At 60.0% G+C, this 18,589-nt stretch carries 15 protein-coding genes and 2 pseudogenes; 8 read left to right on the forward strand and 9 right to left on the reverse strand.

Going from position 1 to position 18,589, the window contains the following annotated elements:
- Positions 1-61 precede the first annotated feature (61 nt).
- From J3R84_RS30960 to J3R84_RS30970, 3 genes are all read right to left on the reverse strand, one after another.
- Entirely contained in the window at positions 62-1,099 is a 1,038-nt protein-coding gene (locus J3R84_RS30960; RefSeq protein WP_203529874.1) for a nucleotidyl transferase AbiEii/AbiGii toxin family protein, read from the reverse strand.
- A complete protein-coding gene (locus tag J3R84_RS30965; RefSeq protein ID WP_203529873.1) occupies positions 1,092-1,685 on the reverse strand; it encodes a DUF6088 family protein in 594 nt (197 codons plus the stop codon). Before J3R84_RS30965 ends, J3R84_RS30960 begins: the two co-directional genes overlap by 8 nt.
- 132 nt (positions 1,686-1,817) lie before the next feature.
- Positions 1,818-2,144 carry an NIPSNAP family protein gene (locus tag J3R84_RS30970; protein WP_057210717.1) on the reverse strand — a complete coding sequence of 109 codons (327 nt, stop codon included), beginning with the start codon at positions 2,142-2,144 and terminating at the stop codon, positions 1,818-1,820.
- 537 nt (positions 2,145-2,681) lie between these two features.
- Between J3R84_RS30970 and J3R84_RS30975 the strand changes: the two are divergent.
- A pseudogene (locus J3R84_RS30975) lies at positions 2,682-3,004 on the forward strand (hypothetical protein).
- A gap of 294 nt (positions 3,005-3,298) precedes the next feature.
- Here the strand turns inward: J3R84_RS30975 and J3R84_RS30980 are convergent.
- Positions 3,299-4,072, reverse strand: coding sequence for an SOS response-associated peptidase family protein (locus J3R84_RS30980; RefSeq protein ID WP_203529872.1), 774 nt, complete (start codon positions 4,070-4,072; stop codon positions 3,299-3,301).
- A gap of 63 nt (positions 4,073-4,135) precedes the next feature.
- The gene (gene ligD / locus J3R84_RS30985) at positions 4,136-5,200 is read right to left on the reverse strand and encodes a non-homologous end-joining DNA ligase (RefSeq protein WP_203529871.1); all 1,065 of its coding nucleotides are present in this window, start codon (positions 5,198-5,200) and stop codon (positions 4,136-4,138) included.
- A gap of 281 nt (positions 5,201-5,481) precedes the next feature.
- Here ligD and J3R84_RS30990 point away from each other — a divergent pair, with 281 nt between their 5' ends.
- The 3 genes and pseudogenes from J3R84_RS30990 (at position 5,482) to J3R84_RS31000 (ending at position 10,920) form a co-directional block, all read left to right on the forward strand.
- Positions 5,482-6,234 (forward strand): ImuA family protein, encoded by a 753-nt coding sequence (locus tag J3R84_RS30990; protein ID WP_203529870.1) that lies wholly within the window; start codon positions 5,482-5,484, stop codon positions 6,232-6,234.
- Positions 6,155-7,666, forward strand: a pseudogene (locus J3R84_RS30995) (Y-family DNA polymerase). The gene J3R84_RS30990 and the pseudogene J3R84_RS30995 overlap by 80 nt, the downstream one beginning before the upstream one ends.
- On the forward strand, positions 7,663-10,920 hold the full coding sequence (locus tag J3R84_RS31000) for an error-prone DNA polymerase (protein WP_171521028.1): 3,258 nt from the start codon (positions 7,663-7,665) through the stop codon (positions 10,918-10,920). The pseudogene J3R84_RS30995 and the gene J3R84_RS31000 overlap by 4 nt, the downstream one beginning before the upstream one ends.
- 75 nt (positions 10,921-10,995) lie before the next feature.
- Here J3R84_RS31000 and J3R84_RS31005 read toward each other — a convergent pair whose 3' ends face one another.
- Complete coding sequence (locus J3R84_RS31005; protein WP_203529869.1) at positions 10,996-12,069, reverse strand: Fic family protein; 1,074 nt, start codon at positions 12,067-12,069, stop codon at positions 10,996-10,998.
- 246 nt (positions 12,070-12,315) lie between these two features.
- Here J3R84_RS31005 and J3R84_RS31010 point away from each other — a divergent pair, with 246 nt between their 5' ends.
- Positions 12,316-12,687: a hypothetical protein gene (locus J3R84_RS31010; RefSeq protein ID WP_225906537.1), complete on the forward strand. Its 372-nt coding sequence runs from the start codon at positions 12,316-12,318 to the stop codon at positions 12,685-12,687.
- Between the two features lie 424 nt (positions 12,688-13,111).
- Positions 13,112-13,693 carry a dioxygenase family protein gene (locus J3R84_RS31015; RefSeq protein ID WP_057215855.1) on the forward strand — a complete coding sequence of 194 codons (582 nt, stop codon included), beginning with the start codon at positions 13,112-13,114 and terminating at the stop codon, positions 13,691-13,693.
- A gap of 42 nt (positions 13,694-13,735) precedes the next feature.
- On the opposite strand, the gene J3R84_RS31020 is transcribed toward J3R84_RS31015, so the two are convergent.
- The 3 genes from J3R84_RS31020 to J3R84_RS31030 form a co-directional block, all read right to left on the reverse strand.
- A complete protein-coding gene (locus J3R84_RS31020; protein WP_057215858.1) occupies positions 13,736-15,058 on the reverse strand; it encodes a type II toxin-antitoxin system HipA family toxin in 1,323 nt (440 codons plus the stop codon).
- Positions 15,048-15,332, reverse strand: a complete 285-nt coding sequence (locus J3R84_RS31025; protein ID WP_057211187.1) for a helix-turn-helix transcriptional regulator — start codon at positions 15,330-15,332, stop codon at positions 15,048-15,050. The genes J3R84_RS31020 and J3R84_RS31025 overlap by 11 nt, the downstream gene beginning before the upstream one ends.
- A gap of 661 nt (positions 15,333-15,993) precedes the next feature.
- A complete protein-coding gene (locus tag J3R84_RS31030) occupies positions 15,994-16,389 on the reverse strand; it encodes an Ohr family peroxiredoxin (RefSeq protein WP_057215861.1) in 396 nt (131 codons plus the stop codon).
- A 326-nt stretch (positions 16,390-16,715) separates the two neighbouring features.
- On the opposite strand from J3R84_RS31030, the gene J3R84_RS31035 reads away from it, so the two are divergent.
- Entirely contained in the window at positions 16,716-18,023 is a 1,308-nt protein-coding gene (locus J3R84_RS31035; RefSeq protein WP_082555479.1) for an epoxide hydrolase family protein, read from the forward strand.
- Positions 18,024-18,101: 78 nt separating this feature from the next.
- Positions 18,102-18,512: an Ohr family peroxiredoxin gene (locus J3R84_RS31040; RefSeq protein ID WP_057215867.1), complete on the forward strand. Its 411-nt coding sequence runs from the start codon at positions 18,102-18,104 to the stop codon at positions 18,510-18,512.
- The last annotated feature ends 77 nt before the right edge of the window (positions 18,513-18,589 follow it).

Consider the following 18,589-nt stretch of genomic DNA (forward strand, 5'->3'; position numbering starts at 1 on the left):
CAGCGTTACATCACTGGGAGCCAGCTTCGAGATACCAAGTACCCCGGCCTGTAGATTTGCGCTAGCTATTGATCGTTTCTTGGAGCTTCTCGATTTTTGCAAGTATGACGTCGAAGGTGGGCGGACTGTCATCGAACATCATCGGCGCCATCGCACGATAGTCTGCACGCAGCTCCCTGACCCGCGCCTCGCTCGGCATCAGGCGCAGCGTCCCTGGCCGCGCGGTGTCATAGCTGGCCCAGCCCGATCGGAAGAAGGTCGCCTTGTGCTTCGCCACCGTCGCCAGAAGGTCGAAATCGCTTGCTGCGGATTTGCCCTCGTCGGTATCGAGAAGCATGGCGAGGTCGTAATAGTGTCGTGAAAAGTATTGCGGCGTCGCGGATTCAGCAGGGCGATGGACCTCCGCGTGCAACGCCGTGGCCTTCTCCCAAAAGGTCCGCTGCGCAGCGAGAACGGTGACAGCTGCGTCGGGATTTTCGAAGAAGTCGGGATAATCCTCCGCCGCATAGGGGCGCATGACCTTCTGCTCCGTCGGCCAGGGATCGCCGCGCGCGCCGAGTTCGAGCTTCACCCGCGGCGTGATGTAGGCCATGCCCTCATATTCGGCGGTGGGTAGCGCGGTCGGATAGTGGAAGTTCACGTTCTGCGCGTCGCCGGCATCGATCTCCAGCGACCAGGCGCCATCGGTCGGTTCGCCGAGTTGCTCTGTGATGGCGGCGCGAAGCGCCGGAAGCAACTTCTCGGCGATATGCGCCTCGACGTCGCCCACGAGATCTTGGATGAGTTGAGCCGCTTTTTTTCGGCTAATTCCCTCTTTCTCGGGATCACGGTCGCCGACGTAGCCGAGGTCGGCACGATCAAAGGAAAGATCGATATCTTCGGAAAAGCGGCGGATCGCGCCGAAGGCCTTTGAGAGGGACGTGCCGCCCTTGAAGACCAAAGTGGCAGCGTCCTTCCCTTGCAGGCCGAAAAGCCGCTTCAAGGTCCAGCAGACCCAAAAGTCCTTTTCGATGATCGTGTCGGCGACCCCTCGGCCCGCGCCGGTCTCGCCAAACAGGGCCGCCCGATCGGTGGCTGGGAGAAGAGCGACCTTATCCATCTATGTCGTCCGACGCTGCGTTGGCGATCGAGACGAGCGTCGGCCGCATCCAAGCGGGGGCTTGGACCGCGGTGGAGGCAAGTGTGTTCTTGTCGCTGGCCGACAGACGCCGCGCTGCGATCTGTGCAACGTCGGCGGCGCGCACCTGCCCCACATGACGAAGGGCTTGGACGACCGTGCCGGCCGCGCTGCCCGGAGCAATCAGATGCTTGGGCGAGGCGTGACGCAGATCGACCACGCGCTTGCCCAGCACGACGCGGCGGGAGGGGCCATCAGTCAGATACGTGCTCTTCGCCGGAACCTGAGTCGAGAGGCCGAGCGCGTTCGCCGCGCGCGCGCCAGCGATCTGCACCTGCGAGCCGGTCTCGCGTGCAAGCGCCTGCGCAACGTCGTCGGGAGTTGGAGAAAGCGGGCCGAGCTTGGGATGGACCTTGGGGTAATCATACAGGCCACGCGCCAGGCGGCGGAGCTTTCCGGTCTTCGCCAGGCGGGAAAGGGCTTGATCGACCGCTGCGCGCGCCGCCACGTCCAGGAAGTCACGAGGCGTGAAGACGCCGCCACGCCCGCCTGCGCGGGCGCGTCGCATGATCCGATCCGGAACTGATGTGACGTCGACTTTCATGTGTCAGAAAATACTGTATCTTTTTCTGACATGCAAGGGCCGCGAAATACGGAGGCGAAAACGGTCGACTGGCGGCAAGCGGCGATCCGTGGTGTCTTACTTTACTGCCGAAAAGGCGGTCGGTGACAACAACTGGTTAGAGATATTGGAGAGGATTTGCCCGTCGCGCTCTGACTCGTCGCGGGCCTTAAGCCATGCGGGATCAGTGGTGAAAGCTTTCCATTTCACCTCGCGATCGGCTAGCGATTCCCAGGCGATGAGGTAGGTGAGACGCTGGCTGTTTTCGCCCACGATTGTGGTGAAGAAACCCGCCTGCTTGATGCCGTGCTTGTCCCATATTGCCAGCGTGTGTTCGGCAAAGCGGTTGAGCAGCGCGGGCAATCGGCCGGGCAGGCAGTCGTAAATTCTGAGCTCATAGATCAAAGTCTTGCTTCCTTATGTGCCTTGAGAAGGACATGTGTTTGGCGCTTGCTCCCTGCGCCCACGATGTCCTCAGAACTTGCAGCAACGTCATTTTCACTGTTAGAACGGGCCCTGCGGGTATGTCCGAACCGCTAATCTCCTGTCAAGCTGATCGCCTGCGTTTAGGCGCCGATTGGCCATGATGTTACGAACGTTGAGCACGGTGGCCAAGTTTGGAAGCTAATCGTGGGAATGTGCCGGTTAGAGCAGCCCTTGGCAGTTAATTTTGAGACGGGCGCCAGCAGCAACGCGTTGCCAATCTCCGACAGCAATCTCTCTTGGCTTGTGCAGCCTTCGAGGCTCACGATCTCTAGTGTACCCCAACACTGGAGCATGGCCATGGATCGAAGCGCGGCTGATATGCCGAAAGTATGAAACGAAATTCTTCCGCCGGACCGCGATGAGAAGTGTGCATTGGATGCAACGGCATGTGCTTGCTGTCGAAGGTTTACGTCCGGCCTCGAACATGGGTGACGATGGCTGCGGGATCTGCGACGAATGCCTGGCACCATGACCGCCGACGGCAAGAAACCTCCATCGATCCAGGCGACATTCGAAGACGCGCTAGCGAATATGCCGGACGGCTATGTCGACGGATATTTTGGTAACCATGGGGCGTGACCGTCAAGCGGTCGCGGGATTGCAAACGGACTTGGCTCTATGGCGAGGAGCTTAGCGGAAGTGATATCGTCAGCTTCAACCTCTATCGGCTGGCTGGACATGGACCTATACTGAAGCCGTGCGAAATGTCCTGCGCCAAGGTGATCGAATTCGTTCTCGGCTTTGAGTCCAGCATAGAGAAGGCTGCGTCTCAACCATAATGGCCGAAGAATGAGCACAAGGCACATGTTGCATTGCAACATGTGCATAACTGCACTGCGATTTAGGCGCTGGCGGTCGAGGCAGCCTCTGATATTTTGAGGTCAACGAAGCAATGCACCTCCTCCCGCAGAGCTTCGTGTTCAGGCGACCCACTCCTCCTCCCAAGGGGAGCCTGACAGAACAGCGGCACTCCTCCTCCCAGCCGTTGTTCAATCTTTCGAGAAGCCTGCCGCACCTCCTCCCGCGGCAGGCTTTTTCGTTTCTCCGAGATATTCAAGCCCTGAATTCAGGCATCAAAGCAGACTGCTCTGTTCCACCGGCTCTCCGGATTTCGACACGATCGTGGACCCGTACGGTTCGCGAGACGAAATGATCAGCGCGTCATCCGGTAACGGCCGGGCAAGGTCCTTTGCTTCATCCCAGGGCGCGCGCATCCAGATGTCGGTCTCTTCCTTCGTCAGCAACAGAACCGGCATGGCCTTCTCATGGATCGGCTTCACCAGGTCGTTGGGATCCGTAGTCAAGAACCCATAGAGGTCGTCGGTGGTCAGGCCATCCCTGACCTTTCGGACACTCTGCCATTGCGGCACATGCAGACCGGCAAAGAACATCAGCGACTTCTGCTCATCGCGGGCGAACCAGGCATTTGGCACGTTTCCGCCAACCTTCTGGCTGGCCGGATCCGGTTCCGCGAAACTGGTGACCGGGACGAGGCATCGATTTTCGACACCAAACCATCGTTTCCAGTGCGGAAAACTGAGCTTGCGCACATTGGTCGTGCCGCGGTCGGCCTCCATGCGGATGAGCTCTTCGAGATCGAAAGCCTTGCCCTTGGCCGCAAGTTTCTCGGCCTTCGCTTTGGCCGCCTTCTCGAGCGCGAAACGCGGGGAAGGCAGTCCCCAGCGCGCATGGACCAGTTGCTTCTTTCCGTCGGCGGTGTTGCGGACGATCGGTCCCATCTGATCCGGGTTCATCTGGTAGGCTGGCATCAGATTGATCAGGCTTTCCGCGTCCTGGGCCCACTTTGCGACCCAGTCCTTGTCTTCCATGCGATAAAGGTTGCACATAGCAGGCCATCTACTCCGATTGAGCTCGAATGGCGGACAATCTAGCGGACGGCGCTGTTTTCGCTAGTCGAGCCGGAAGACCTCGGCATTGTCCTGGCGTTCTCGCAAGCCCTTGTAGGATGGGTGGCGGAGTTTCCCGTCCGCCGTCCAGGCGCGAAACTCGATCTCAGCAATCAAGGTCGGTTCGACCCAGATGACATCGGCACTTCCGGAATAGGGCAGGGGCGGCTGCTTTCGCTTCCAGCGGAGCGTGTCCAGCATCTTCCGTAACCTGCTCGCCTCGACTTCTTTGAATCCAGTGCCGACGCTTCCGACGTGGACGAGATCATCCCCACGATACGCAGCAAGCACCAACGAGCCGAAGCCGGCTGGGGACGCTGCCGACTTCTCATAACCGACGATGAAGAAGGCCTCGCCCTGAATGCATTTGACTTTTACCCAATCGCCGGTCCGGCCCGAGCGATAAGGCCGGTCGAGGTGCTTGCCGACGATGCCTTCCAGGCCGAGGCGGCAGACATGCTCCAGCAGGACGGCTGGTTCGGCATCGAGTGTTTCCGATAGCCTGACGGCGCCGGCTTGGTCGCTCTTTGGGCCGTTTAACGTGTCCTCGAGAAGGTGTCGGCGGGACCGGTATTCGATTCCGCGCAGATCGTGCCCGTCCAGATAAACAAGATCGAAAGCGCAGAGGACGGCTTCGGAGGCACGGTTGCCAGCTTGTTTGCCGGATGCGCCCAGCGATTGCTGCAGCAGCCCAAAATCCGGACGACCCTCTTCGTCGAGCACAACGGCCTCGCCATCGATGATCATCGTCGCCGGCCCGAGCGCTCGGGCGGCCTGCTCTATCGCTGGAAACCGGTGCGTCCAGTCATGGCCGCCACGCGTGAGGATCCGGATCCCCCGCGGTTCAATGTGAACGGCAAGGCGATAGCCATCCAATTTCAGCTCCCAGCTCCACTCGCTTCCCTTTGGGGGACGGGTCTTCAATTCCGCCAGCGCAGGCTCGACGCGCTCAGGCATGGGATCGAACAGGAGCTGTGGTTGGGCTGGATTTCGCTTGCCTCGCGGCCGGGAACGGATCGGGGCCTCGGTGTCACGAAGGAGGGGTTTTGATCTCGGAGGCTTCGTCATGCCGGGAGTTCAGCAGAAAAATCTTAAAGACACTGTGACGATCCCGACTTGTCCTCGCAATTCACACAAAGGGGTTAGCGCTCGCAGGCGCCCGGAAAAAATTCGTAGGACGCTATTGGGCTGATTCCTATGGGTATTCTGCTCATTTCTAATGATCAGGATAATATTCCCATCCCTCCGGTTGCTTGACTCTTTTATTGGGTCGGAACAGAAAGAGAACATCCGCATTTTGTTCGACATGATGTCGGCCACCTACACGACCTTGAAGGGAGCCGTGAACGATGACTGCTGCCCGTGAAAGGGTGATTTCCGATTTGCGCGAACGCATTGCATTGCTGGAAGGCGTATCAGCAAGGAAAGCCGGCTGTCTCTCCTTTGGGGTGCCGGAAATCGATGCAGTGCTCCCGGGAGGTGGTCTGGCCTATGGCGCCCTGCACGAATTTGCAGGCGGCGGGTCGGGGACGGTGGATGGTGCGGCAGCAGCCCTGTGTGCGGCGGGCATCGCGGCCCGCACCAAAGGCCCGATCGTCTGGTGCCTGACGCGCCCCGATCTGTTTTTTCCGGCGCTCGCCCAGGTCGGCCTCCATCCCGACCGGGTGATCTTTGTCGAATCCGATAGGGAGGAAGACGTTCTGGCAAATATGGAGGAAGGGCTTTCCTTTGGTGGGCTCGGCGCAGTCGTCGGCGAACTTGTTCGCCTGCCGATGGTCAGCTCGCGCCGGCTGCAGCTGGCGGCTGAGCGAAGGGGCACGATGGCGCTTGCCGTGCGACGTTGGCGGCGACAGACGGAGGCGAATGATTTCGGGCAGCCGACAGCGTCGATCACCCGATGGCGGGTGAGCGTGATGCCGTCGGAGGAATTGCCGGTGCCGGGTGTGGGGAGGGCCCAATGGTTGCTGGAATTGATGCGCGTGAAAGCGGGTGAATGTGCTGAGTTTCTCGTGAGGGCGTGCGATGACAAGGGTCGTCTCGATCTATCTTCCGGATCTGCCGACGGATCGCATTCGTCGGGCCGATCCGTCTATTCCGCCTGAACAGGCGATCGCCGTGATCGCGAGGAGCGGCTCGAAACGCTGGGTGTCGGCCGCCGACGCGGCCGCCAGGAAAGCCGGCGTGCATGTCGGAATGCCGGCGGCCAAAGCACAGGCGCTGTTCCGCGGCCTGATGCTGGTCGAGGCGGATCCTGCAAAGGATGCCGCAGCACTCGAACGCATTACCCTCTGGGCGCTGACGCTCTATTCGCCGATCGTCGCGGTCGATGGGATCGATGGGATCGTCATGGATACCGAGGGTGCCGATCACCTCCAGGGCGGCGAGCTCGCCATGGTGACCAAGATCGCCAATCAGTTCCTGGCAAAAAAACTCACCCCCCGAGTAGCGGTCGCCGACACCTGGGGTGCGGCACACGCCTGCGCCCGCGCCATCAGCCGCGAGACGGTCATCGCGCCGACCGGCGAGACCGCGCGTGCCGTCGAAAAGCTGCCGATATCGTTGCTGCGCCTTCCCGGGAAAGTCGTCAGCGATCTGCGCACGCTCGGCTTCCAGGCGATCGGCGAATTGGCCAACACGCCGCGCGCGCCGCTGACGCTCCGTTTCGGTCCGGAGATTGGCCGGCGGCTGGACCAGATGTTCGGCCGCATCTGCGAACCGATCGATCCGATCCGCACCGCCGAGCTCGTCGAGGTGAGCCGCGCCTTCGCCGAACCGATCGGTGCTGCCGAAACCATCGACAAATATGTCGGCCGGCTGGTCGTGCAACTGATCGACGAGCTGCAAAGGCTTGGCCTTGGTGTTCGGCGCGCCGATCTGATCGTCGAAAAGGTCGACGGTTCGCGGCAGGCAATCCGCGCCGGCACGGTGAAGCCAGTGCGCGATGTCGCCTGGCTGACGAAACTGTTTCGCGATCGGACGGAGAAGATCGAGCCCGGTTTCGGGATCGAGAAGCTGACACTCGTCGCCGTCATGGCCGAGCCGCTGGAGGAGCGTCAGAAATCCTCATCGCTGGTCGAGGACGAGGTCACGGACGTGACGCCGCTGATCGATATCTACGGCAACCGTGGCCAGCGTGTTTATCGGGTGGCACCCGTTGCCTCCGACGTGCCCGAGCGCTCCGTCCATCGCATCAGCGCCGCGGCCAATCCGGTCGAGGTCACCTGGGTCAGCCATTGGCGCCGGCCGGTCCGGCTGCTGGCCCGTCCCGAGCTGATCGAGGCCATTGCCTTGCTGCCGGACCGTCCACCGGTCTAGATTACCTGGCGTGGCACGCGCCGGAAGGTCAAGCGCGCCGACGGTCCGGAACGGATCTTCGGCGAGTGGTGGCAGCGAGACGCCGAGATGGAGGCGGTGCGGGATTATTTCGTCATCGAAGACGAGGCTGGCGAGCGTCTCTGGGTGTTTCGCTCCGGTGATGGCATCGATCCTGAAACCGGAAGCCACCGCTGGTTCATGCACGGGATCTTCGCATGAGTTATGCCGAGCTGCAGGTCACGACCCATTTTTCCTTCCTGCGCGGTGCGAGTTCGGCGCAGGAACTGTTCGAAACCGCCAAGGCTCTCGGTATCGAAGCCGTCGGCGTTGTCGATCGCAATTCGCTTGCCGGAATTGTACGGGCGCTTGAAGCATCGCGCGCCACCGGTTTACGCCTCGTTGTCGGTTGCCGGCTCGATCTGCAAGACGGCATGTCGTTGCTGGTCTATCCGACCGACCGGACTGCCTATTCCCGGCTGACCCGCCTCATCACGCTCGGTAAGTCGCGCGGCGGCAAGAACAACTGCATCCTCCACTGGGACGATGTCATTGCCTACAACGACGGCATGATCTGCGTTCTTGTGCCGGATCTGCCGGATGACGCCTGCGCGATCCAGCTGCGCAAGATGGCCGAACTGTTTGGTGATCGGGCCCATGTATCGCTTTGTCTGCGGCGCCGGCAGAACGACCAGCTGCGGCTGCATGAGATTTCCAATCTTGCGGCGCGATTCAAGGTGCGAACGGTCGTCACCAATGATGTCCTCTTCCATGAGCCAAGCCGTCGGCAGTTGCAGGATATTGTCACCTGCATTCGCACCCGCACGACGATTGACGAGGCGGGCTTCGAGCGCGAGCGCCATGCTGATCGTTATCTGAAGCCGCCGGAAGAAATGGAGCGGTTGTTTCCACGGTACCGGCAAGCCCTCGCGCGAACCATGGAGATCGTCCGTCGGTGCACTTTCTCGCTCGAGGAGCTCACCTACCAATATCCAGAGGAAGCGATCGTGCCGGGCAAGGATGCCCAGGCCTCGCTGGAGCACTATGTCTGGCAATGCGTGCCCGATCGCTATCCCGAAGGTCTGCCGCCCGATGTGTTGAAGGTCGTGCGACACGAGCTCGATCTCATCCGCACCATGAAATACGCCCCGTATTTTCTGACCGTCTTCTCGATCGTGCGCTATGCCCGGTCTCAGGGCATTCTTTGCCAAGGCAGGGGTTCCGCCGCCAACAGTGCCGTCTGCTACATTCTCGGCATTACCAGCATCGACCCCTCGACCAACGATCTTTTGTTCGAACGCTTCGTCAGCCAGGAGCGCGACGAGCCGCCGGATATCGATGTGGATTTCGAGCACGAGCGGCGCGAAGAGGTGATCCAGTGGATCTATCGCACCTATTCTAGAGAAAAGGCAGCGCTCTGCGCCACCGCGACCCGCTACAGGGCGCGCGGCGCGATCCGCGATGTCGGCAAGGCGCTCGGCCTGCCGGAAGACGTGATCAAGGCGCTGTCGTCGGGCATGTGGTCCTGGTCGGAGGAGGTCTGCGATCGCAATGTCCGCGAGCTCAATCTCAATCCAGACGACCGGCGTCTTGTGCTGACTTTGAAGCTCGCCCAGCAATTGATGGGCGCGCCACGGCATCTCGGCCAGCATCCGGGCGGGTTCGTCCTAACACATGATCGGCTCGACGATCTCGTGCCGATCGAACCGGCCACGATGAAGGACCGTCAGATCATCGAATGGGACAAGGACGACGTCGAAGCCCTCAAATTCATGAAGGTGGACATCCTGGCCCTTGGAATGCTGACCTGCATGGCCAAGGCCTTCGATCTGATCCGCGAGCACAAGGATCGGGATCTCGACCTGTCGAAGATCGAGCAGGAGGATCCTGCGACCTATGCGATGATCCGCAAGGCCGATACGCTCGGCACGTTCCAGATCGAAAGCCGCGCCCAGATGGCGATGCTGCCGCGGCTGAAACCCCGGACCTTCTACGACCTCGTGGTGCAAGTTGCCATTGTCCGGCCCGGTCCGATCCAGGGCGACATGGTGCATCCCTATCTGCGCCGGCGCGAAGGCAAGGAGGCAGTCGAATATCCGACGCCCGAGCTTGAGGCGGTGCTCGGCAAGACGCTCGGCGTGCCGCTGTTTCAAGAGTCGGCGATGAGGGTGGCGATGGTCTGCGCCGGCTTTACCGGCGGCGAGGCCGATCAGCTGCGCAAGTCGATGGCGACCTTCAAGTTCACCGGCGGCGTTTCGCGGTTCAAGGACAAGCTCGTGTCCGGCATGGTGAGGAACGGCTACACGCCCGAATTCGCCGAAAAGACGTTCTCCCAGCTCGAAGGCTTTGGTTCCTATGGTTTCCCGGAGAGCCATGCTGCTTCGTTCGCGCTGATCGCCTATGCGTCGAGCTTTATCAAACGCCATTATCCGGAAGCGTTCTGTGCCGCCCTGATCAATTCGCAGCCGATGGGTTTTTACGCGCCGGCGCAGATCGTCGGCGACGCCAGAGCCCACGGCGTCGAGGTGCGGCCGGTCTGCATCAATCGGTCCCGGTGGGACTGTACCTTGGAGCGGATCGGCAATTCTGGCCGCCACGCCGTTCGGCTGGGTTTCCGGCAGGTGAAAGGGCTGGCGGTCGTTGATGCCGCGCGCATTGTCGCGGCACGCATGGACAATGCCTTTGTCTCGGTTGACGACATGTGGCGCCGATCCGGCGTGCCAGCGGAGGCGCTCGTCCAGCTTGCCAAGGCCGATGCATTTCTGCCCTCGCTGAAGCTTGAGCGCCGCGATGCGCTCTGGGCGATCAAGGCGCTGCGCGATCAACCCCTTCCGCTGTTTGCGGCGGCTGCCGAACGGGAGATGGCTGTAATCGCCGAGCAGCAGGAGCCGGAGGTCGCGCTTCGGCAGATGACGGACGGCCAGAACGTCATCGAGGACTACAGCCATACAGGGCTGACATTGCGGCAGCATCCGATCGCCTTCTTGCGCAGGGATTTGTCAGTGCGCAACATTATCACCTGTGCCGAGGCGATGAATTCGAGGGACGGGCGATGGGTCTATACCGCCGGTCTTGTTCTGGTGCGGCAAAAGCCCGGATCGGCCAAAGGCGTCATGTTCATCACCATCGAGGACGAGACCGGGCCGGCCAATCTTGTTGTCTGGCCGACACTCTTTGAAAAACGCCGGCGGGTCGTTCTCGGCTCTTCGATGATGGCGATCAACGGTCGGATCCAGCGGGAAGGGGAGGTCGTCCATCTTGTCGCCCAGCAGCTGTTCGACTTGTCAGGCGACCTTGTGGGCCTTGCAGATCGCGATGAAGAGTTCAAACTTCCGGCCGGCCGCGGCGATGAATTCGCCAGAGGCGGCGCGCCCGATCCGCGGGATAAGCCGAAGCCGGTTGTAGCCGCGCGCGACATGTTCGTGCCTGACCTTCATATCGATACGTTGAAGGTGAAGAGCAGGAATTTTCACTGAAATTCAGTCTGAGAGCTGGTCGTTGGTCCTAATCGGTTCAAGGCGAACCATACAGGTGGGCCTGACACCCCTTCATTAGGAAAGACCGTACCAGGCGCCGCGGCCGGCACCGTGCAGGACGAGGTGCTCTTGATCCACGAGTGCCTTGAGATGATCCTTGATAGTGTGACGGCTGGCATCGGTGATCCGTGCAGCCTCCGCGACCGTGATCCGCCCGTGCTCGCGCGCCAACTCGAGCAATATAACGGATAATTCCGGCATGTCGGCGAGGATAATACGCTCGCGCTCCATTTTCTTCTCAAGCCGGGTCTTCTGCCGATGCAGGGCTCTCAAAAAGAACTCGATCCAGGGATTCCAGTCGGGCTCCGCGCTGCGGATCGTTCCCTGCGTGCGCCGAAGCGAGATGTAATAGCTCTCCTTGCTTTGCTCTATGATGCTTTCGAGCGAGCTGTAGGGGACGTAAGCGTAGCCGGCCCGCAGGAGCAGCAAGGTGGTCAGAATACGCGATAAGCGGCCATTGCCATCCTGGAATGGATGGATTTCGAGGAAAACAACAACGAAGATCGCGACGACCAAAAGTGGATGGAGCCGCTTTTCTCGCCCTTGCTCATCCAACCAGGAGATCAGTTCTTCCATTTGACGCGGCGTATCGAACGGCGATGCCGTTTCGAAAACGATGCCGAGGCTCTCGCCCTGTTCGTTAAACGCTTCCACGTTGTTGGAGAGGGTTTTGTAGGCGCCGCGATGCCGCTCGTCCTTTGTCGAATGCGCAAGAAGGTCGCGGTGGAGCTGACGGATATGATTCTCGGTGAACGAAATAGCTTCGTAAGCACTGAAGATGGTCTCCATCACCTCCGCATAGCCGGCAACCTCCTGCTCGTCGCGTGTCGTAAACGACCCTAGGCGAATGTTTGCCAGCAGCTTTCCGACCTCTCGGTCGGTGAGGCGTGCCCCTTCAATACGGGTGGAGGAACCGACGCTTTCGATCGTGGCGACACGCCGGAGGCGGGACAGCCGCTCAGGCGCGATCCGGCCGATCGCACGCCAAGCACCTTTAAATTCGTCGATTTCGGCGATCAGCGACAGGATTTCGGGCGTGATCCGGACGGTCGCCGTATTTAGAAATTCCATTTGGGCATCCATTCCCATCCAATTCCTGAGACGCTGTATGCACTATTTATCCATCCATTTCCATCCAATTTTCACGAGGGAGTTCGTCAGATCTGTCAGTCATGAGCTAGACGGCGGTCTTGCATCGGCTTTGCACCCGAATGGACACTGTATCTGCCTAACCGCAATTTCGAGCTTCAAGGTACAAAACATCTCTAAAAACCACCCAGACATTATCATTGATATCGCGCGGTCATTGGTCAGGGCGGGCAGCCAAGGTAAGGAGTGCTAACCGTCGATGACGACATCAAATTCACGACCGGTTTGACGACTGCTCAAGGCGTGCGGGTTGCGTTTCGCGGAACGCCTTTCGTCGAACGGACCGCTCCCCTGAACCAGAATGCGCTTTGGATGCGCTGGGACCGGAACATAGTCGTCGATGCCTATTCCGATATGGTCGAGGAGCTCTCGGCAATCCGTACGGCTGTCGCGATGGGCGACATGTCACCCTTATCCAAATACGTCATTGCGGGTCCCTATGATCTCGGTCTTGGCCGCCTGATCTGTCAAGGGCCGGTCAAGGGTGGTCCACAAACGGCTACCTCACTCGCGCTGCGACGAAACAGGCCATCTGGTACGATGGGCAGCAGCTTCTGAATTAACATTCGGTAATATTTTCGCGAATTGATGACTAGTCAGTATAACCAAATGATTTAATTATATTATTTCAAGATCATGTATTGACGCATCGCGAGCCTATTGGCTGGCGATGCGATTCAACGAGCTACGCGGCACTGTCTGCCAGACACTGTTTGCTGGGTCGTCGCGCCGCTGGGGTGGGGCGCCCACCCAATTCGCCGCGCTACAGGTTTTGATCAATCACTGGCGCTTGTCAGGCATCAGCGAGTTTGCCGTGAGGCACTCGCCAGTTTCGAAGCAAGGAGGGACGAGGGAGCGGGCACTTTAATAGCGAGCGCGCTGCCAGATGAAGTTGTCGGCCGCGAATTCTGGTAATATCTGCCCCACTTCCGCCCAATGGAGCCGCAACGATCTTGGCTTCCATGTTTGGAGATATAACGCCATGCCGACCCGGCGACATTTCCTTATCAGCTTCGTCGCAACGCCGATTGTGCTGCCGAGACTAGGCCATGCAGCCGGCGCTCCTGTGGAGCTGCCGCTTACGGCCAGTTGCGGGGATGACCACGAGCTGACGCCGGCACAGACCGAAGGCCCGTATTTTACGCCGGAGAGCCCTGAAAAACAGGACTTCGCGAGCGATGCACCGGGCGGTGAAAGGATGACGCTTGCTGGTTACGCACTAACCAGGGACTGCCAGCCCGTAGCAAAAGCGATGATCGAGTTATGGCATGCCGATGAGATGGGCGCCTACGACAATAGCGGATACAAGCTCCGCGGACATCAATTCACAGATGCAGAAGGCAAATGGTGGTTCGAGACGATCGTGCCCGGGATCTATCCTGGTCGCACTCGGCACTACCACGTAAAAGTCCAACGGCCCGGCGGGAAGGCGCTGACGACGCAGCTGTATTTTGCCGATGAGCCGGACAATGAGCGTGACCGCATGTTCAATGCAGACTTGTTGCTCGACATCAGAACGACGAGCGACGGAAAATTCGGCCGCTACAATTTCATAGTGGCGTAACCGGCGCTTTGCGTCTCTTGAGCTGCTTGGGCGCTGTCATCTTTAGGCGCTTCCGCCGGCGATCAATGCATCACGTGCGGCGCGAAACGCGTCTTGCAGCGCCGTGTAACCATCAAGTCCTTCAAGAGCGTAGCTATTGAGGAACTGACGCCCCGCGAACAGCTTGCGATCGACCGGGGTCAGCTCGGCTTCCGCGCAGACCTCTTGCCAGTGTGCGGCGATCCCCGTGATCTGCCGCTCGATCAGCGCGGCGGCTTCCGCCTCTTTCAGGTGATAATCCGGCGCGGCTGCAAGGCACGTTGCTAGAGTGCTGGTGCGGCCCTCGCCCTTGATCAGCATGGCCTGCGTGGCTTCGTTGCCCGTGCGGTTTTGCGGGCAGATGTCGTAGGCGGGCGTCAAGGTCAGCCTCTTGCCGTCCCAGAATGCGGCATGGTTGCGGGCATGGTCGTCGGTGTTGCCGCACAGGACGTTGAAGCAAATCCGTCCGTAGAGCTCCTTGAGCGTGTACTTGGGATCGGTGAAGCGGTGGCGGATCAGCTCGGCTAGGTCCTCGTAGGAGGCATAGCGGGCCATCATCTCATCAAGGCCCAGCATCGTGAGGGCCGAGACCATCGCGTGCCGCGTCCAGCCGGCCTTGGTATGCGTGCGGTCAAAGCGCTCGATCAGCAGCACGTCTTTTTGCGCGGCGCGGGTCATCGACACGGATGCCGCGTTGAGCCCGCAGGCGCTTGCCAGCTTCATCGCGATGAATTCCGCCTTTACGACGCTGTATGTGTCGTTGCTGGCCGAGAATTTGGCGATGAACTTTTTTGTCCCGTCATCGATCAGCGCCTTGGGGCGCGCTCCGCCGATCGAGGTGCCGTAATTGAGGGCCTGATCGAGCGCCGGGGTCAGAGGAACGCCCTTTTCGATGAGGTCAGCCGCTTCAAGGAGCTCGTCGAGCGATGCTTGCGCGGCAAGGCGGGGGATATATTCTGTGGCCGATGCCTGAAAATCGAGAGCGCCAATCCGGTCGGAGCCTGACTGGAGCAAATAGGTCAGCTCGCTGATCTCCGGCACACCGGCAGCGTCGGGCTTTTTGCCCGTCAGCCTGTTGATGATCACCCGACGGCCCCAGGCATCGGGCGAGCCGTCGCGGATACAGCTCGCCATCCGCAGGCCGTTGATGGGCGCGATTACGCCTTCCTGAAGGGGCAGTTCGGGCTCATAGATCGGTATGGCTTGCTTTCGACGCCGGTAGCTGGCGCCGTAGGTAAAGATCAGGCGCTCGCCATCCTGGTCGAGGCGGCCTGCAACCACCGGTTCCTTTGCCCCCAGCAACCACATCCAGACAAAGGCTTCAGTGGCGTCCGCCCTAGAAGTCATCATCGACTTCCTTCATCGTGTGGCGGACGCTCTTGGGCAGCAGGGAAAGTTTTTCATCAAGGCGGGCGTTGTGCATCTGCAGGGTGCGCTCATCATAGTCGAACAGACGCACGCCCACGAGGGAGGCGACCTCGAAGACGATGCCGATCTCAGGGCCGGGCGTGCCCTTTTCGATGCTGGACAGCGTCGTGCGGCTGATGCCGGCGCGGTCGGCCAGTTCTTGCGCCGTTAGGCGGCGCTCGGCTCGGCCGACGCGGATCAGTTTGCCAAGCATGGTGAGCGCTTCGCGCGTCACTCTTGAATAGCTTCTCTTGCGTGGCACGGTAGGCACCTCTTTTGTCCATCTAATTGTACGTGAAGGACGGTTGCGCCCAGAATTTTGTACATCTTGCCATGATGCGTACGGCTGAGTCAAAGGTTGTTCATTTGATTGGTCATAAGGGAAGCAACCCCTTGATGGCGCCGCGACTTACGGATTCGCCAAGCCTCGTAGAAGGTCGTCTGGTCGTAGGACGCATCTTTGGTTTTCGTTTTAACCGTCTTCACGAAGAGGGCACCGCTGCGGCTCTACAAGGTAGTGTCACTTTTCCCCTCGCCTCCCTGGAACAAGCCGAAACCCTTATTGCGGATATCGGGGGAATCGATCGCCGGCGTGCCGAACTGTCCAATGTCCCGGCTTAGCTTCCCGACGGCAGGGCCATTGCTCGGATCATCTCAGCGCCCCTTGAGGCGGCCGGGCCCGATAGCGGAACAACGAGATCCTTGGTTCGTCTCGTTTCAAGACCGCGCTCTCGGTCAGGCCGATTGCTCATAAGCGCGCTCTTAACGCCAAGGCTTATGATCCGTCAGGTTTCTCGCGCTGCTTTCGCGATCAATAGCGCCAAAATATTTGCCGGGTCTGCCCGTCATGTACGGGCAGACCCGAGAGATCGTGTTCAGACGAGGTTTGTCACAACGTTGACGTTGCCATGCGTTGCTTTGGAGTACGGGCAAATGCTGTGCGCGGCGTCGAGCAGTTCGCGAGCGATGACAGGATCGATGCCGGGTACGCTGACATTGAAACGGGCGCTCAGGAAATAGTTGCCGTCATCGACATTGAGATCGATCTCGGCATCGACCGCGATCCCGGCCGCGAGCTTGATCTGCCTCTGGGAGGCGGCAACTTCGATCGCGCCCATGTAGCAGGCCGACCAGGCGGCACCGAAGAGGTTTTCAGCGGCCGGATGCGGCTGCTTCATCTTGACGTCGAGAAAGCCGTCGCTGCTGCGAGCGCCGCCATCGCGGCCGTTGGTGTTGTGCGTCTTGCCAGTGAAGAGAACCTTATGGGTCATAGCGAATTTCCTGTCCTAGGTTTTGATGGATTGATCGTCTGCACCTTGTGCTGATCCAAGAGTTACGCTGCTGGGACAGGAACCGCACGTTAGGCGTTGTTAGACGTCAATAGTCGCGATTAACGACATCGGGAGCGTTGTGAGCGGCAAGATGGGAACCGCACCTCAGGGCAGTGCACCGCGAGCGGTCGCTGGCGTCGTCTTCGATGACCATCAAGGTCACTATCATCATCTAACAACGCCTAACGTGTGCATTCGACGGCCTCGGCGTACCCCTTAAAGCAGCACAGGGGTGCAGACGATCCGATTTACCGAGGAGAATGCTAATGACCGTAATCAAGATTGACGTTATCGACGAAGACCGCCGCCGCCTGCTGGGTGCCGTCGCATCCGGGATCGCCGTCCTGGGCACTGCGAGTTTGCTTCCCTCATATGCCAAGGCGGCGACGGGATCTGACACCATCCGCCCGTTTCAGGTGAACATTCCGCAAGCGGATCTGGACGACCTTCGCGCCCGCCTCGCCCGCACGCGGCTACCGGAAAAAGAGACCGTCGGCGACTTTACCCAAGGCGTACCGCTGAAGACGACCAAGCAGTTGCTGGATCACTGGCAGAACAAATATGACTGGCGAAAGGTCGAGGCCCGGATTAACGCCGTACCCAACTTCATTACGGAGATCGACGGGCTGGACATCCATTTCATTCATGTCCGCAGCAGGCACGAAAACGCACTGCCGCTGATCGTGACGCACGGTTGGCCGGGTTCGATCATCGAGCAGTTGAAGATCATCGGCCCACTGACCGACCCGACTGCCCACGGCGGAAGCGCTTCGGATGCATTCCATATCGTCATCCCGTCGATGCCGGGCTACGGATTCTCTGGCAAGCCTGAAGCGACGGGATGGGGACCGGAACGCATTGCCAGCGCCTGGACTACCCTGATGCGCCGTCTGGGCTACACCCAGTTTGTCGCACAGGGCGGCGATTGGGGTGCTGTCGTAACCGACATGATCGGCGTGCAGGCTCCTCCGGAACTGCTCGGCATCCATACCAACATGCCGGGCGCAATACCCGATGCCATCAACGGTGCAGCATTTTCCGGAGCCCCGACCCCAGCAGGTCTCTCGGATGAAGAAAAGCATTCGTATGATCAACTTGTCTTTTTCTACAAGCATGTTTCCTACGCATTCCTGATGGGAACGCGGCCGCAGACCCTCACCGGATTGACGGACTCCCCGATCGCACTTGCGACCTACATGCTCGATCACGACGGGGCGAGCCTGGAAATGATCGCCCGCTCTTTCGACGGGCAGGATGAAGGCCTCAGCCCCGACGATGTCCTCGACAATGTGACGCTGTTCTGGCTGACAAACACGGGCGTATCGGCCGCGCGCCTTTACTGGGAGAACAAGCTCGCATTCTTCGCCGCGAAGGGGGTCAAGGTGCCGGTCGCGGTCAGCGTCTTTCCGGACGAACTCTACCAGACGCCGCGCACCTGGGCTGAACAGGCGTACCCAAATCTCGTGCACTACAACAAGCTTCCAAAGGGCGGACACTTCGCAGCCTGGGAGCAGCCGAAGCTTTTTACCGACGAGGTGCGCGCCGGCTTCCGCAGCCTTCGCAAATCCGGCTGAACATAGGCTGAAGCCTCGGCGCGTGCACTGTACGCGCCGAGTTTTCCAACGGGCGCTTGCCGCCCAAGGAACACATCCATGAACAAGATTTACACCGCCACGACCGAAACGACCGGGGGGCGCAACAACGGCGTCGTCCGCAGCACGGACGGCGTGCTCGATATCAGGCTCTCGGATCCCGCTTCGACCCAGATCGGCACCAATCCCGAACAGCTCATGGCAGCGGCATGGTCCGCGAGCTTCGCAAGCTCCGTGGCACAGGTCGCTCGGAAGACCGGAATGCCCCTCTCCGCCAATGTCAGAATCCATGCCGAAGTGGATCTGTCCTCGGACGACGACGACGAATTTGTCATTGGTGTTCGAATGGTCATTCAGCTTCCGGGAATGGAAGGTGACATCGCCGCCATGTTGATAGACGAAGCCCGCCGCGTCTGCCCGTTTTCGAGGGCCACACGAGGCAATATTCAGGTCGACTTCAATATCGTGTGAAGCGGCAATTGTCTCAGTAGACGATCATCCTCGATAGCGCGTCCTGGCCCATTGGAGTATAAGCGGCCAATCGGGCG

The organism is Ensifer canadensis, from assembly GCF_017488845.2.
GTDB classification, from domain to species: domain Bacteria; phylum Pseudomonadota; class Alphaproteobacteria; order Rhizobiales; family Rhizobiaceae; genus Ensifer; species Ensifer canadensis.